We start from the raw sequence: 15368 nt of genomic DNA on the forward strand, positions 1-15368 counted from the left end.
GGCGAAGCGACGGCGCTTCGGCCTCCTGCCGGTGGAACCCCCCACGACACCCCCCGGCGCACAGCGCGAACGTTGTGCTCAACTCGCAGCGTACAACGGGAAGATAGGCCCACAACACGGTGACGATGAGAGCTTTCGTGGAATTGGTGGCAAGCAGTCGCTAAGCCGCACCGATCCCGCCTAACTCCCGGGCGGGCAGCGGTTACAGTGGGCGCGCGCTCACCCGCTCCCGGCAGTTGGGGTTCTTCACCGTGTATCTGGCCGACCGTTCCGCGCCCCAGGGGGCGAGCTCCGCGCAGGACCGTCTGCGCGGCACGGCCCGGGCGGTGTCCCCGACCGTGCTGGCCCTCGGCACGGTCAGCCTGATCACGGACGTCTCCACGGAGATGGTGACGGCGGTGCTGCCGCTGTACCTGGTCATGGGGCTGGGACTGAGCCCGCTGGGCTTCGGGATGCTCGACGGGGTGCAGAACGGGGTGAGCGCCCTGGTCCAGCTGACCGGCGGGCACCTCGCCGACCGGGTACGCGACCACAAGCTGATCGCGGGCGTCGGTTACGGCCTGTCGGCGCTGGTGAAGCCGCTGTTGCTGGTGGGCAACCTGGGCACGCTGGGGGTCGCGCTGGCGCTGGACCGCACCGGCAAGGGGCTGCGCACGGCGCCCCGGGACGCCCTGATCTCGCTCTCGGTGCCGCCGGAGCGCCAGGGCCGGGCCTTCGGCCTGCACCGGGCGATGGACACCACGGGGGCGCTGCTCGGCCCGGTCCTCGCCTTCCTGATCCTGAGCGTGGCGGTGGGCGGCTACGACGCGGTGTTCGCGGTGAGCGGCTGCGTGGCGGCGCTGGGGGTCCTGGTGCTGGTTCTTTTCGTTCCGAGCGGAAAGAAGGCCACCTCCGCGGCGGCCACCGCCCCTGCCCCCACCCTCACCCCCGGCCCCCACCCCACCCCCACCCCCGAACGCCCCGATCTGCGGGCCGCGTTCGGGCTGCTGCGGGGGCGGCGGCTGCGGGCGCTGTTCGGCTGCGCGGTGCTGCTCGGGCTGACGACGGTGAGCGACGCGTTCCTCTATCTGCTGCTGCAACGCCGCACGGGCGTGCCGGAGCAGCTGTTCCCGCTGCTGCCGCTCGGCACGGCGGCCGTCTTCCTGCTGCTCGCGCTGCCCGCCGGGCGCCTCGCCGACCGGATCGGGCGGCGCACGGTGTTCCTCGCCGGACACGCGGCCCTGCTGCTCGGCTACGGGCTGCTGCTGTGGGCGCCGGACCTGCCGGCCCTGCCGTATCTGGTGCTCGGCCTGCACGGGGTGTTCTACGCCGCCACCGACGGCGTGCTGCCCGCCGCCGTCGCCGCCGTGGTGCCCGAGCGGCTGCGGGCCAGCGGCATCGCGCTGGTCGGCACCGGCCAGGCGCTGGCCCGCTTCTGCTGCTCCCTGCTCTTCGGCGCGGTCTGGGCCGCCTGGGGCGACGGCCCCGCGCTCGCCTCGGCCGCCGTCGGCCTCGCCTGCTGCGCGGCCGTCGCCGGAGCCGTACTGCGCCCGACAGGAGATCCACGATGAGCCTCACCCCGCTGCGCCGCCTGCTGGTCCTCGCCGTCGGGGTGCTGGTCCTCGCCGGGGTCGGCGCCTGGTCGGTGCTGTCGGCGGCCGACCGGGCCGCCGAGGAGAACACGCCCCGGGCGGGCGGGCCGGCGTTCGCGGCCGGGAAGGTGAGCCTGGCCCAGCCGGACCGGCTGGTCTTCCGCAACATGGCCGCCGGCCCGCAGCGCGACCGGCTGGTCTCGGTCCCGGCCTCCGGGGCGCCCGCCGGGGCGACCCGGACCGCCTCGGACGTCTCCTGCCTGCGCTTCCACTCGGCCGCCGGGACCGGTGTCTGCCTCCAGGCCACCACCGTCCTGGGCCGCCCCGCCTACCGGGCGCAGGTCCTCGACGCGGGACTGAACACCCTGCGCAGCTATCCGCTGGCGGGCATCCCGAGCCGGGCCCGGGTCTCCCCCAGCGGCCGGCTGGCCGCCTGGACGGTGTTCGTGAAGGGCGAGTCGTACGGCAGCGCGTTCTTCTCCACCCGGACCTCGATCCTGGACACGCGTGGCTGGAAACTGGCCACCAACCTGGAGGAGTTCGCGATCACCCTCGACGGGAGCCCCTACCGGGCCGCGGACGTGAACTTCTGGGGCGTGACCTTCGCGACCGACGACGACACCTTCTACGCCACTCTCAGCACCCGCGACAAGACGTACCTCGTCCGGGGTTCGGTCGCCGGGCGCAGCGTCACGACCCTGGCGGAGAACGTCGAGTGCCCCTCGCTCTCCCCGGACGGCACCAGGATCGCGTACAAGAAGCGGGTGCTGGGAACGGCGGCGCTGTGGCGCGAGCACGTGATGGACCTGCGGACCCGCGCGTCGACCGCGCTCGCCGAGCGGCGCAGCGTGGACGACCAGGCCGTCTGGCTCGACGACCGCACCCTCTCCTACGCGCTGCCCGCCACCGAGGGGCGTACGGGCGTGGAGGACGTCTGGACCGTGCCCGCCGACGGGTCGGGCGCCCCGAAGGTGTTCCTGACGGAGGCGCAGGCGCCGCCGCGCGCGACGCCGGGGCGCTAGGACCGCCCCTACGGCCCTACCGCGCTACGGATAGGTGCGCACGTCGTCGGTGTACTCGCGGGCCCGTTCCCGTACGAGCTCGGGCAGGGTCCCGGCGGCCAGGTCGGCGAGGGTGGTGCCCTCCAGGACCTGGCGCAGGCTGGCCCGTACGGCCCGCCAGACGTCCGGCATCGGCGCGGCGGCGCCCTGGTACTCCAGGCCGGTCAGCTTGAGGTCGCGGACGCTGACGAGCGGGCCGTCCATGGCCCGGATGACGTCCGCGACGGTGATCTCCTCGGGGGGTCTGGTCAGCGCGTAACCGCCGTCGGGACCCCGCACGCTGGAGACCAGCCGGGCCTGCCGCAGATCGCTGAGGACGACGAAGAGGAACCGGACGGGGATGTCCTGGCGCCCCGCGATGTCCTCGGCCTTCAGCGGGCGGTCCCGACCGCCGGCCAGTTCCGCCATGGCACGGATGGCGTAGTCCGTTCGCGCTGAGATCCTCACCCCCTCAATGTCTCACGCCCTGTCCCGCGCTCTGTTCCGCGCTCCGTGCCGCAGCCGCCCCGGGTCCGGCGGGCGTGGCCGGTTGTCCGGAAGCCGCATTGCCACTCCACTTTGTTCATCGACATAGTGAACTTCACCCGCGCAGCAGTCCCGCCGACCCGGAGGTGTCCGAAGTGACCGTGGTGTCCGCTCCCTCGCCCGAGCCCCCCGCGCCCGCCGCCCCCGGGCGGTCGCGCCCCGTCGTCGCGGTCGTCGGAGCGGGCGCGGCCGGCGCGCTCGTCGCCGTCCAGCTGTGCGAGGCGGCGGCCCGCCGTCGCACCCCGCTCGACCTGGTGCTGATCGACCCGGCGGCGGAGGCGGGACGGGGCGTCGCCTACTCCACGGAGGCCGCCGAGCACCGGCTGAACGTGCCCGTCGGCGGCATGAGCTGCTACCCGGACGACCCCGGCCACTTCCGCCGCTGGCTCTGCCGCCACGGCGAACCCACCGTCACGGCGGCCGACTTCGCCTCCCGCCACCGCTACGGCTCCTACCTCGCCGACACCCTCGGCCGCGCCATCATCACCGCGCACGGCACCGTCTCCGTACGGCGGCTGCGCACCCGGGCCACCGGCTGCGCCGAGGCCGCCGGCGGGCGTCTCGAACTGAGCCTGGCGGACGGCGGCACGGTGACGGCGGACAGCGTGGTGCTCGCCACCGGCCCGGCACCCGGCCGCTCGGAGTGGGCCCCGGCGGAGCTGCGCGGCTCGGAGCGCTTCATCGCGCGTCCCTGGGCGCCCGGCGCGCTCGGCCCGATCGGCGACACCGACGACGTCGTCCTCGTCGGCACCGGGCTCACCGCCGTGGACCTCGCCCTCGTCCTCGACCGGCCCGGCCGCACCGTGCACGCCGTCTCCCGCACCGGCCTGCTGCCGCAGCCGCACGCCCTCGCGCCGCTCCAGGCCGTGCTGCCGCCCCGCGACCTGGCCGTGCTCCCCTTCGCCCGGCTCCGCCGCGAGGTGCTGCGGTACGTCGCCGAGACCCGCCGCACGCACGGCGACTGGCGGCCCGCCTTCGACGGACTCCGGCCCTGGATCGGGCAGTTGTGGCAGGGGCTGACCGACGACGAGCGGGCGGAGTTCCTCGGCCGCGACGCCACCCCCTGGAACGTGCACCGGCACCGGATGGCCCCCTCCACCGCCGAGACGATCACCCGCGCCCGCGCCGCCCGCCGGCTGCGGATCCACTCCGGCCGGATCGCCTCCGCCGCCGCCCGCGAGGACGGCGGACTCACCGTCGCCCTCACCGACGGCCGCACGCTGCGCGCCGCGTGGGTCGTGGACTGCACGGGCCCCGGGCTGCGCGCCGACGCCGGGGGCGACCCGCTGTGGGCCGGACTGCTCGCCGACGGGCTCGCGGTGCCCGGCCCGCTGGGCATCGGGGTCGCCACCGAGGGCGGCCGGCTCCTCGGCCCGGCGGGGCGCGCGGAGCGCGCGCTGTTCACGCTGGGCGCGCCCCGGCGCGGCGAGCTGTGGGAGACGACCGCGATCCCCGAGATCCGCGCCCAGGCGAAGGAGGTCGCCGAAGCCGTCCTCGCCCCGTTCGGCGGCGCCCCGCGACGACCGGTCCGGCGCAGGCCCGTCGACCAGTTCGGGCTCCCGCTGTCGACGCACGCCGCCGCGGCGGCCTCGTTCCGGGGCGGGCTCGGCCGGGTGATCACCGTACGGGCGAAGGCGGCGGAGGCCTTCGCGCGCGCCACCGAGCTCGACCCCGGCTTCGCCCTCGGGCACGCCGCGCTCGCCCTGCTGGGGCACGAGTGCGGGGCCGACGTCGACGTGGCGCGGGAGCTCGCGGACGCGCAGCGGAGCGTGCGGGAGCGCGGGGACGAGCGGGAGCGCTCGTTCGTGGAGATGGTGACGCGCCGGGTCGAGGCGCACGCGCCGGGAGCCGCCGGCGCGGACGCCGGGGACGAGGCGCTCGTCGCGCACCTGGAGCGCTTCCCGGGCGACGCGTTCGCGCTGGCGGTCGCGGTGCCGACGATCGCCTTCTCCGGCGTCGGGGACCTGGACGGCTCGCTGGCCCGCCGCCTGGTGGAGGGCACCTCGGACACCTACGGGGGGCACTGGTTCCACACCTCGCTGCTGTCCTTCGTACGGCAGGAACAGGGGCGCGTCGAGGAGGCGGGCGAGCTGGCGCGCGCGGCGCTCGCCGCCGAACCCGCCTCCGGGCACGCCGTGCACGCCCTCGCCCACGTGCACTACGAGTCGGGCGACCACCGGGCCGGCCGCGACTGGCTCGACGGCTGGATCGGCGCGCAGGGGCGCGGCGCGGTGCACCGGGCGCACTTCTCCTGGCACGTGGCGCTGCACGAACTCGCCCTGGACGATGCCGCGGCGGTGCGCCGCCGCTGGTACGCGCAGCTCGCCCCGGGCCAGGTCAGCGGGGTGCGGGCGCTCGTCGACTCCGGCTCGCTGCTGTGGCGGGCCCGGATGGCGCAGAACTGGTCCGGTCGGGTGCCGGCCGACGGCGTGCTCGACGCGGTCGCCCGGGAGCTGGTCGAGCGCCCCGCGACCGCGTTCACCGCCCTGCACGGCGCGGTGGCCCTGACGGCGGCGGGCGACCTGCCCGCGCTGCGCCGGCTGCGGGCGCACGCGGCGGGCGCGGACCTGGTGCAGCGGGAGGTGGTCGCCCCGCTGTGCGGCGCCCTGGAGGCGGTCCTGGAGGAGGAGTGGCACACGGCGGTGCGCGGGCTGCGCGAGGTGCTGCCCTCGCTGCGCCGGGTGGGCGGCAGCGCGGCGCAGCGCGAGGTGATCGAGGAGACGCTGCTGTACGCCCTGGTGGAGAGCGGCGACCGGGACGACGCCCGGGACCTGTTGGAGCGGCGCCTGGACCGCCGCGCCTCCCCCCTGGACCGGCGCAGGCTGACGGGGCTGGGGGCGTGAGGGACCCGGGGGATCTGGGGGACCTGGGGGGCTTGCGGCCTCAGGGGCCTGGGGGATCTGTGGGATCTGCGGGATCTGCGGGGCTTGCGGTCTCAGGGACCTGAGGGACCTGAGGGACCTGAGGGACCTGAGGGACCTGCAGCCTCAGGGACCTACGCCCTGAGGCCCTGACGGCCCTTCATGGTCGCGCCGTCCTCGTAGGATCGGGCCCGCCGCCGGGGCGACGGGTCCGGCGTGGACGGCTACGGAGGGCCACGGCATGGCTGAGCAGCGGGTGTATCTGGTGACCGGCGGCGGGACGGGCATCGGCGCCGCCACCGCGCGGCTGCTGCGCGAGGCGGGGCACCACGTGGTGGTGTCCGGCCGCCGCCCCGAGCCGCTGCGGCTCGTGGCGGCGGAGTCGGGGGCGCTGCCCGTGCCGTCCGACATCACTGACCCGGCGGCCGTGGCGGCCCTGGTCGAGACGGCCGTGGACACCTACGGGCGGCTCGACGGCCTGGTCCTCAACGCGGGCATCGGGCGCGGCGGGAGCGTCGGCACGGTGACGCTGGAGGACTGGGAGTCCGTCATGTCCACCAATCTCACGGGCCCGTTCCACCTGCTGCGGGCCGCCCTGCCGCACCTCCTGGAGGCGCGCGGCGCGGTGGTCGCGGTCGCGTCCGTGTCGGCGCTCCGGGCGGGCGTCGGCAGCGCCGCCTACGCGACCTCGAAGGCGGCGCTGCTCCAGCTCTGCCGCTCGCTGGCGATCGACTACGCGGACCGGGGTCTGCGTGCCAACACGGTGTGCCCGAGCTGGGTGCGCACCGACATGGCGGACCGGCGGATGAGCCGCTTCGCCGAGAAGGCCGGGCTGGGGGCGGGCGCGGACGGGACGGGCGGCGTCGAGGCGGCGTACGGGGAGGTGACCCGGCCGCTGCCGGCGGGTCGCCCGGCCGAGCCGCGCGAGGTCGCCGAGGCGGTGGCCTGGCTGCTGTCCCCCGCCGCGTCCTTCGTGAACGGCGCGACCCTGACGGTCGACGGCGGGACGACGGCGCTGGACCCGGGCACGCTGGGCTTCGACTTCCGCGTCGAACCGCGCGGCTGAGCCCCGCACCCCCGAGGCCCGTCACTACGCTCCGCGTCGACTACGCTCCGGCGTGTGATGTTCGCGCGGGTGCTCGCGGCTGCGCAGCGCAGGCTGCTGGGACTGATGCTGGCCTGCTACGCGCTGGCGGCCGTCCTCCCCGGGCCCGGGGAGGCGCTGCGCCGGCTGGGGACTCCGCTGCCGGGCGGCGCCGGGCGGCTGACGCTGCCGATGGCGCTGCTGGCCCTGATGGTGTTCAACGCCGGTCTCGGCGTGCGGCTCGCCGAGCTGCGGGCGGTGGCCCGGCGCCCGCTGCGGGCGGGCCTCGGGGTCGCCGCGAACGCCCTGCTGCCGCTCGCGGTGCTGCCGCTCGCCGCGGCGGCGCTGTCGCTGTGGCCGGACGCGGCGGAGGCGGAAGGGCTGCTCGTCGGGCTGCTGCTGGTCCTGGCCATGCCGATCGCGGGCGGCGCCGCGTCCTGGGCGCAGAACGCGGGCGGCGACATGCCGCTGGCCGTCGCGACCGTCGTCGGCTCCACGCTGCTCAGCCCGCTCACCGTCCCGGCCACGATCTACCTGGCCGGGCGGGTCGTCGGCCCGGCGGGGCTCGGGACGCTGGACGACACGACGACCATCGACGGGATCGCCCGGACCGGCGCGGGCGCCTTCGCGGTCGTCGCCGTGGTCCTGCCGTGCCTGGCGGGGATGGGCGCCCGGGCCGTGCTCGGCGAGCGGGCCGTCCGCCGCGCGCTGCCCGCCGTCAAGGCCGTGAACCTCCTGAACGTCCTGCTGCTCTGCTACGTCAACGCGACCGGCGCCCTGGGCCGCGCGCTGGCCCATCCCGACCCGGACCTCCTCGTCGTGGCGCCCGTCGCCGCCGCGGCGGTCTGCTTCCTCGGCTTCCGGTGCGGCCGGTGGACCTCCGCCTGGACCCGCTGCGACGGCCCGGCGGCGGTCTCGCTCTCGCTGGCCACCGGCATGAACAACAGCAGCGCGGCGGCGGCCCTCGCCGCCACCTGCTTCGCCCAGCGGCCGCAGGTGCTCCTGCCGATCCTGGCCTACAGCCTGGCCCAGAAGATCGCGGCCCAGACGGCGACGCGGATCCCCCGGCGCCGCCGCTGAGCGGTGCCGGGGCGGCACCGGCCCCCGTCCCGGCCCCACTCGGCCTCGGAGTCGGCCTGTCGCGTCGATCGTGCGTCGTATGGTGGAAGGCATGACGGCTGGACGGTCCGAAGCGGAGCACGGGATCACGACGGGCGCCCTCGCGCGGCGCCTCGGTGTCTCCCCCACCACGGTGCGCTCCTGGGACCAGCGCTACGGGATCGGCCCGGCCGTCCGGGCCGACGGGCGGCACCGCCGGTGGAGCCCCGGGGACGTGGCGATGCTGGAGGAGATGTGCCGGCTGACGGCCTCCGGGGTCCCGCCCGCCGAGGCGGCGCGGGCCGTCCGGCGGGAGCGGTCCGCTCCGGTGCCGCCCGGCCCGGCGGACCCGGCCCCGGCCCGGCGCGCGGGGCCCGGCGGCGGGCTGCCGCTGGGCGACGTGCGGCAGGAGTGCCGGGGGCTCGCGCGGGCGGCCGTCCGGCTGGACGGTCCGGCGATGGACGCGCTGCTCCGGCAGGTGCTGGCGGAGTACGGGCTGGTGACCGCCTGGGAGGAGGTCATGGTCCCGACGCTGCACGCGGTGGGCCGCAAGTGGGAGTCCTCGGACGACCGTTACGTCGAGGTGGAGCACCTGCTCTCCTGGCACGTCTCCACCGCCCTGCGGCGCGGCGCCGCCGCCGGACCGGCCGGGGCACCCCCGGCGGCCCCCGTGGTGCTGGCCTGCGTGCCCGGCGAGCAGCACACCCTGCCGTTGGAGGCGCTGGCCGCCGGGCTCGCCGAACGCGGCCTGCCGATCCGGATGTTCGGCGCCGCCGTGCCCGCCGAGGCCCTGGACGCGGCGGTCCGCCGCTCGGGCCCCGCCGCCGTCGTCCTGTGGTCCCAGTCCCGCTCGACCGCGCACCACGCGCTGGCCCGGCACGTGGCCGCCACGGCGTTCGGGGTGCGCGGGGCCCGGACGGCACCCCTGGTGCTCCTCGCGGGCCCCGGCTGGCTGGGCCGGCCGCCCGGCCCGGGCACGGTGCGCCCGACAGGGCTGCGCGAGGCGATCGGGGTGATCGCCCGGCTGTACGGCGAGGGGGACGGCGGCCGGGACGGACCCTAGGGTCCGGACGCCGGGCGGCGCGGCGGGCGGGGCAGGAAGCCGCTGGTGCGGGCCCGGTAGGCCGCGTACCCCGGCCGGTCGGCCATGTGGGCCTCCAGGAGGCGCTTGCCGCTCCCCCAGACCAGCAGGGCGCTCATGAACAGCGGCGACACCAGGGTCGCCAGGGCGGTGCGCCAGTCGGCGCAGGCCGTCAGGTAGAGGCCCCACCAGACGAGGAAGTCGCCGAAGTAGTTGGGGTGGCGGGTCCAGGACCACAGCCCCCGGTCCATGATCCGGCCCCGGTGCGCCGGGTCGGCCTTGAAGCGGGCGAGCTGCCGGTCGCCGACCGCCTCGAAGCCGAGCCCCACCGCCCACACCGCGAGCCCCGCCGCGCCCGTCACGCCCAGCGGTCCGGGCAGCAGGACCGCGACCTGCACGGGCAGCGAGACCAGCCAGACCAGGGCGCCTTGGAGCAGGTACACCTTCCGCAGCGCGTACAGGGTGGGGTTGCCGCGCGCGCGGGACAGCATCCGCGTGTAGCGGGGGTCCTCGCCGTGGCCGCGTCCGCGCCGGGCGATGTGGACGGCGAGCCGCAGCCCCCACAGGCAGGTGGCGAGCGCGAAGGCGAGCCCCCAAGCGACGTCGACGGTCCGGTGCAGGCCCCGGGCGGTGCCGACGGCGAAGGCCGCGAGCATCACGCCGAACGCCGCGGCGGCCGACGCGGCGAGGACGAGGCCGAGGGTGCCGCCGTCGATGCCGCTCATGGCGCCTCCGGGGCGTCGGCGGTGAGCCGGAGCTGCCGCACGTCGAGGTAGCCGGAGCGGAATCCGGCCTCGGAGTAGGCGAGGTAGAACTCCCACATGCGCCGGAAGACCGGGTCGAAGCCGAGCGCGTCGACCGCCTCCCGCGCGGCGAGGAAGCGGCCGCGCCACTGGTGGAGCGTCTCGGCGTAGTGGGCCCCGTAGCCCGCGTCGTCGGTGATACGCAGGCCCGCCCGCGCGCTCTCGCGGGCGATGGCCCGCGGCGAGGGGATCAGCCCGCCGGGGAACACGTACTTGCTGATCCAGGTGTGGGTGCGGGCCGTCGCCAGCATCCGGTCGTGCTCCATGGTGATCGCCTGGAGGGCGACCCGCCCGCCGGGGGCCAGCAGGCGGCGGAGCGCGGCGAAGTAGTCGGGCCAGAACTCGGCGCCGACCGCCTCGATCATCTCGACGCTGACGACGGCGTCGTACCGCCCCTCCACCCGCCGGTAGTCGCGGAGTTCGACGTCGACGCGGTCGGCGTACCCGGCGGCGGCGACCCGGCGGCGGGCGAGGTCGAGCTGCTCGGCGGAGAGGGTGACGGTGCGGACGCGGGCGCCTCGGGCGGCGGCGCGGATCGCGAGTTCGCCCCAGCCGGTGCCGATCTCCAGGAGCTCGGTGCCCGGGCCGGTCTCCGCCAGGTCGAGGAGCCGGTCGATCTTGCGGTGCTGGGCGGCGGTGAAGACGGCGTCGGGGAGGAGCTCCGGCCCGGCGGGCAGCGGGTCGAACAGCGCGCTGGAGTAGCCGAGTCCGGGGTCGAGGAAGAGGGCGAACAGCTCGTTGGAGAGGTCGTAGTGGCGGTGGATGTTCGCGCGGGCGCCGTCGGGGGTGTTGCGGTCGGCGGTGGGCCTGCGCCGCACCCAAGCGCCCCGGAGGCGGCGCAGCGGGGCGGGCACCAGGTCGTCGACGTGGCGGGCGAGGACGGTGAGGACGCCCACGAGGTCGTCGGCGTCCCACTCGCCGGCCAGATACGACTCGCCGAAGCCGATCAGGCCGTCGGCGCCGATCCTGCGGTGGAAGGCGTCCGGGTCGTGGAGGGTGAGCGTCGGCACGGGCGCGGGCTCGCCGCTCCGGCGCTGTTCGGGGGGCGCCGGGAGGGGGCCGGTCCGTATCCGCAGGGGCAGCCGGTCGAGGGCGCGCCCGACGAGGCGGCGGGCGACGGCCGTCCGGACGGCGGAGGCGCGCGGGAGGCGGGCGACGTCCGGCCAGCGGCCGGGGTCCACCGCGAGGTGCCCGGCGGGGGCGGTGGGCGGCGCCGCCGGGAGGGGCGAGGGGGTCACGGGGTGCCTTCCTGCGGGGCGTGCGGGGCGGGTGCTGGGCAGGGGACGGCGGTACGGGGGCGGGGGCGGGGGCGGAGGCCCTTGAGGTACAGCCGGACGCCGTGGCGGCGGATGCCGAGCGAGACGGCGGCGGTCGACCAGGGGTGCCGCAGCGCGGCGGCCAGGAGGGTGGCGGGGCGGGCGGGGCGGCGGGTGCCGCGCACGGTGGCCGTCAGCGGGCGCGAGCCGTCGCCGTACCGGAGCTGGACGGTCAGGTCGAGCCGGGGCCCGGGCAGCGGCAGCCGCATCCGGTACGCGCCTTCCGTGTCGAGGAACGGCGAGACGTAGAAGGTCTTCGGCGTCTCGGCGCGGTCCCGCGCGTCGGGGTGCAGCAGATAGGCGTGGCGCCCGCCGTAGGTGTTGTGGACCTCGGCGACGACCCGGACGGGGCGGCCGGGGGGGTCGTGGCACCAGTAGAGGGTGAGCGGGTTGAAGACGTGGCCGAGGACGCGGGCGTGGGCGAGCATCAGCACCCGCCCGCCCGCGTCCGGCACGCCCCGCGCCGCCAGCCAGGCGTCGAGACCGGCGCGCAGGGTGGGGGCGGTGCCGTCGAAGTGGTCGCGCGGGTCGAAGCGGGCGAGCGGGCGCAGCGGGCGGGGCAGCACGGGGAGCGCGTCGAGGTCCACGAGCCACAGGTAGGTGCGGTGGCGGAGCGCGTACCGGAAGGGCGTGACGCGCGTGTGCGCGACCTCCGCCTCGTAGAGGGCGGGGGCGGCCGGGGGCGCCTGCCCGGGGGCGGGTGCGGGGCCCGCCGAGGCGGCGGATACGGGGGCGGGTTTCGGCCAGTTCTGGGGCGCCGGGGAGGTCATCGCGGGACCGCCCCCAGGTGCCGGGCGGCCTCGACGCCGGAACGGCAGCCGTCCTCGTGGAAGCCCCAGCCGTGATAGGCCCCCGCGTACGCGGTGACGGGGGTGCGCAGGGTGGGCAGCAGGGCCTGCGCGGCCACCGACTCCGGGGTGTGGACGGGGTGTTCGTACGTCATGCGGGCGAGGACGGTGCTCTCGTCGACGCGGTCGCCGGGGTTGAGGGTGACGATGTGCGGCGCGCCGGTGGGGAGCCGCTGGAGCCGGTTCAGGTCGTAGCTGACCCGCACGGCGTCGGGGCGGGCGGCGCAGGAGGGCAGCAGGTAGTTCCAGGAGGCCCGGGCGTGCGGGGAGCGCGGCAGCCGGCGCGCGGCGCGGTGGAAGCGGGGCACCTCGGCGAGTGTCCGCAGGTGCCGGCCGCGCCGGAGGTTGCCGCCGCCGAGCAGGCCCCGGGCGCCGCGCGCCCCGGCGTACTCCAGGCCGCAGCCCTCACACCGCACCGACATGCTCATCTCGGAGTCCTGGGTGGCGACGCCGAGTTCGCGGAAGAGGCTGAGCAGGTGGGGGTAGGTGCGCTCGTTGTGGACGATGAAGCCGGTGTCCACGCGCAGGATCCCGCCCTCGGGGGCGGGCAGCTCGTGGGTGTGCGCGTGGCCGCCGAGCCGGTCCGCCGCCTCGTACGGGACGACCTCGCGCGTGCGGGACAGCAGGTGGGCGGCGGTGAGGCCGGCCACTCCGGCGCCGACCACGGCGACGGTCGGCGCGTTCGCCGGCGCGTTCACGGTCACCCTCCCTCGTACGACGGGCGCCGGCCTCGGGAGGCGGCGGGGGCGGGGGCGAGGCCGCCGCGCATCCGCACCAGGCCGCGCCGGACGTGGCTCTTGACGGTGCCGAGGGGCAGGCCGGTGCGGTCGGCGATCTGCGCCTGGGTGAGGTCGGCGAAGTAGGCGAGGGCCAGCACGTCGCGCTGGACCCGGGGCAGCCGGGCAAGCTGCTCGGTGACGACGATCCGGTCGAGGAGCCGTTCGGGGGCCCGGTCGGCCGGGTCCTCGTGCTCCAGGGCGGCGCCGAGGGCCGCGGCGAGCTCGGTGCGGCGGGTGCGGGCGGCGAGCGCGTCGGCTGTCTTGCGGCGGGTGATCCCGGTGAGCCAGGCCGGCAGCGTGCCCCGCTCGGGCCGGAACCCGGCCCGGCCGCGCCAGGCGGCCACGAACACCTGCTGGGTGACGTCCTCGGCCTCTCTCGGGTCTCCCAGGGCACGCGCGGCGAGCGCGTGCACGGCCCGGCCCCAGCGGTGGTAGGCGGCGGCCAGGGCTGCCTCGTCGCCGCGGACGAGGCCGAGGGCGATGCGGGCGTCGGCGGACGCGGGCTCGTCCGGCGGGAGCTCGGTGGACGCGGGCTCGGCGGACGGGAGGGAGGCGGACGCGGGCTCGGCGGACGGGAGCGCGGTGGACGCGGGCGGCGAGGCGGGGAGCCGGGGTGCGGCGGCCCGGTTCTCGGGGCTCCGGGTGGTGGCCATGGCGGTTCCTTCGGCGGGGGCGGCGCCGGGACCTCACGGGTCCCTGCGCTCTCCACGTTCCGGCGGCCGTGACCTCCGTCACAACTCGCATCGTTTACGCATCGATCATCCCGCCGACGACGCGCCGCGTGCCCGCTCAGACCCCGCCCCGGTCCTCCAGGAAGCGCTCCCGCGCCTCGGCGAGGTCCACCAGCGGGTCCGGGTAGTCCAGGGACGCCCGGTCGAGCCCGACGAGCCGCCAGGGCTCGTGGACGGCCGCGCCGTCGAGCCCGGCGAGCTCGGGCACCCAGCGCCGCACGTACGCGCCGTCGGGGTCGTAACGCCGGGCCTGGCGCACGGGGTTGAGGACCCGGTTCGGCCGGGTGTCCGTGCCGGTGCCCGCCGCCCACTGCCAGTTGAGCTGGTTGTTCGCCACGTCGCCGTCCACCAGCAGGCCCAGGAAGTGCCGGGCGCCCTCCCGCCAGTCGATCCGGAGCGTCTTCGTCAGGAAGGAGGCGGTGATCAGCCGGCCCCGGTTGTGCATCCACCCCTCGTGGGCGAGCTGCCGCATGGCGGCGTCCACGACCGGGAAGCCCGTCCGCCCCTCCCGCCACGCGGCGAAGTCCGCGTCCGCCCCCGCGCCCCGCCGCCAGTGGTCCCGCCGCGTCCGGTAGTCCGCGCCCGCCGCCCCGGGGCGCGCGGCCAGCACCTGGTGGTGGAAGTCCCGCCAGCACAGCTGCCGCACGAAGGCGTCGGCACCCGCGCCGCCGCGCCGTCGGGCCCGGTGCACCGCCTCCGTCGCGGAGAGCGCGCCGAAGTGGAGGTACGGCGAGAGGCGGGAGGTCACGTCGCCCGCGAGGTCGTCGTGGCGCTCCTCGTACGCGTCGAGGTGCTCCCCCAGCCAGGAGGCGAGCCGCGCCCGCCCCGCGCTCTCGCCCCCGACGGCGAGCGCGGGCGACACCCCGGCGACCCCCGCACGGCTCGGCAACGGCGCGGACCGCAGGTCGGACGGCACCCGCAGCGCCTTCGGGGCGGGCAGCGGGGCGCGGACCGGCTCGGCGGACCAGCGCCGGTGGTAGGGCGTGAACACCGCGAAGTGGTCGGAGCCCTGCGGCAGGACCTCGCCGGGCGGCACGACGGTGACGACGCCGTCGTGCACGTACAGCCGCCGTCCGTCGTCCTCCAGCGCCTTGCGCAGCCGGGCCTCCCGGTCCCCGGCGAAGGCCGTGACGCCCGCCGCCATGTGCACCTCGTCGGCCTCGGTCCGCCGCACCAGGGCGAGCACCTCCTCGACGGTGTCGCCCTCCCGCAGCACCAGCCGGCCGCCGCGCCGGGCGAGCTCCCGGTCCAGGTCGGCGAGGCAGTCGGCGAGGAAGGCGAGCCGGTTGGGCGCGGCGAACCCGGCCCGGTCCACGGCCGGGTCGCGGACGAACACCGGCACCACCTCCTCGGCCCCTTCGAGGGCGGCCTTGAGCGGCGGGTGGTCGTGGACCCTGAGGTCGGAGGTGTACAGAACGACGGAGACGGTCATCGCGCCCTCCCTGGTGCGGGCTGTGCGGGGATACGGGGTTCGAGGTACGGGGTTCGAGGTACGGGGTTCGAGGTACGTGCTCTGGCTACGGAGTTCCGGCTGCGGAACGCGCCGGTGTGCGTGCGCGTCCCCGGCAGGGGTACCGCTCGCGGCCCCCCGTGTCCGTCTTCGCCCCGGC

At 76.9% G+C, this 15368-nt stretch carries 13 protein-coding genes; 6 read left to right on the forward strand and 7 right to left on the reverse strand.

From position 1 onward, the window contains the following. Nucleotides 1-251 precede the first annotated feature (251 nt). Together ACZ6J5_RS32150 and ACZ6J5_RS32155 are read left to right on the forward strand one after the other, a co-directional pair. Nucleotides 252-1550 (forward strand): MFS transporter, encoded by a 1299-nt coding sequence (locus ACZ6J5_RS32150; protein ID WP_469397350.1) that lies wholly within the window; start codon nt 252-254, stop codon nt 1548-1550. Then, nucleotides 1547-2593 carry a TolB-like translocation protein gene (locus ACZ6J5_RS32155; RefSeq protein ID WP_469397352.1) on the forward strand — a complete coding sequence of 349 codons (1047 nt, stop codon included), beginning with the start codon at nt 1547-1549 and terminating at the stop codon, nt 2591-2593. The genes ACZ6J5_RS32150 and ACZ6J5_RS32155 overlap by 4 nt, the downstream gene beginning before the upstream one ends. A gap of 24 nt (nt 2594-2617) precedes the next feature. Here ACZ6J5_RS32155 and ACZ6J5_RS32160 read toward each other — a convergent pair whose 3' ends face one another. Then, nucleotides 2618-3079, reverse strand: coding sequence for an RrF2 family transcriptional regulator (locus ACZ6J5_RS32160; protein WP_362471422.1), 462 nt, complete (start codon nt 3077-3079; stop codon nt 2618-2620). Nucleotides 3080-3261: 182 nt separating this feature from the next. Here ACZ6J5_RS32160 and ACZ6J5_RS32165 point away from each other — a divergent pair, with 182 nt between their 5' ends. The 4 genes from ACZ6J5_RS32165 to ACZ6J5_RS32180 all read left to right on the forward strand — a co-directional run bounded on the left by ACZ6J5_RS32165 (nt 3262) and on the right by ACZ6J5_RS32180 (nt 9263). Next, nucleotides 3262-6000: an FAD/NAD(P)-binding protein gene (locus ACZ6J5_RS32165; RefSeq protein ID WP_469397413.1), complete on the forward strand. Its 2739-nt coding sequence runs from the start codon at nt 3262-3264 to the stop codon at nt 5998-6000. A gap of 259 nt (nt 6001-6259) precedes the next feature. Further along, complete coding sequence (locus tag ACZ6J5_RS32170) at nt 6260-7084, forward strand: SDR family NAD(P)-dependent oxidoreductase (RefSeq protein WP_469397353.1); 825 nt, start codon at nt 6260-6262, stop codon at nt 7082-7084. 57 nt (nt 7085-7141) lie between these two features. Beyond that, entirely contained in the window at nt 7142-8182 is a 1041-nt protein-coding gene (locus ACZ6J5_RS32175; RefSeq protein WP_469397415.1) for a bile acid:sodium symporter, read from the forward strand. Between the two features lie 91 nt (nt 8183-8273). Continuing rightward, entirely contained in the window at nt 8274-9263 is a 990-nt protein-coding gene (locus tag ACZ6J5_RS32180) for a MerR family transcriptional regulator (protein ID WP_469397355.1), read from the forward strand. Here ACZ6J5_RS32180 and ACZ6J5_RS32185 read toward each other — a convergent pair. The 6 genes from ACZ6J5_RS32185 to ACZ6J5_RS32210 all read right to left on the reverse strand — a co-directional run bounded on the left by ACZ6J5_RS32185 (nt 9260) and on the right by ACZ6J5_RS32210 (nt 15190). Next, nucleotides 9260-10006: a DUF1295 domain-containing protein gene (locus tag ACZ6J5_RS32185; RefSeq protein ID WP_469397357.1), complete on the reverse strand. Its 747-nt coding sequence runs from the start codon at nt 10004-10006 to the stop codon at nt 9260-9262. The genes ACZ6J5_RS32180 and ACZ6J5_RS32185 overlap by 4 nt on opposite strands. Beyond that, nucleotides 10003-11322, reverse strand: coding sequence for a class I SAM-dependent methyltransferase (locus ACZ6J5_RS32190; protein WP_469397359.1), 1320 nt, complete (start codon nt 11320-11322; stop codon nt 10003-10005). Before ACZ6J5_RS32190 ends, ACZ6J5_RS32185 begins: the two co-directional genes overlap by 4 nt. Then, nucleotides 11319-12170: a DUF1365 domain-containing protein gene (locus ACZ6J5_RS32195; RefSeq protein WP_469397360.1), complete on the reverse strand. Its 852-nt coding sequence runs from the start codon at nt 12168-12170 to the stop codon at nt 11319-11321. The genes ACZ6J5_RS32190 and ACZ6J5_RS32195 overlap by 4 nt, the downstream gene beginning before the upstream one ends. Continuing rightward, complete coding sequence (locus tag ACZ6J5_RS32200) at nt 12167-12946, reverse strand: NAD(P)-binding protein (protein WP_469397361.1); 780 nt, start codon at nt 12944-12946, stop codon at nt 12167-12169. Before ACZ6J5_RS32200 ends, ACZ6J5_RS32195 begins: the two co-directional genes overlap by 4 nt. Nucleotides 12947-12948: 2 nt before the next feature. After that, on the reverse strand, nt 12949-13680 hold the full coding sequence (locus ACZ6J5_RS32205; RefSeq protein WP_469397363.1) for a sigma-70 family RNA polymerase sigma factor: 732 nt from the start codon (nt 13678-13680) through the stop codon (nt 12949-12951). Nucleotides 13681-13816: 136 nt separating this feature from the next. Next, nucleotides 13817-15190 (reverse strand): cryptochrome/photolyase family protein, encoded by a 1374-nt coding sequence (locus ACZ6J5_RS32210; RefSeq protein WP_469397365.1) that lies wholly within the window; start codon nt 15188-15190, stop codon nt 13817-13819. Nucleotides 15191-15368 lie beyond the last annotated feature (178 nt).

The organism is Streptomyces sp. NPDC042100 (genome assembly GCF_055582325.1).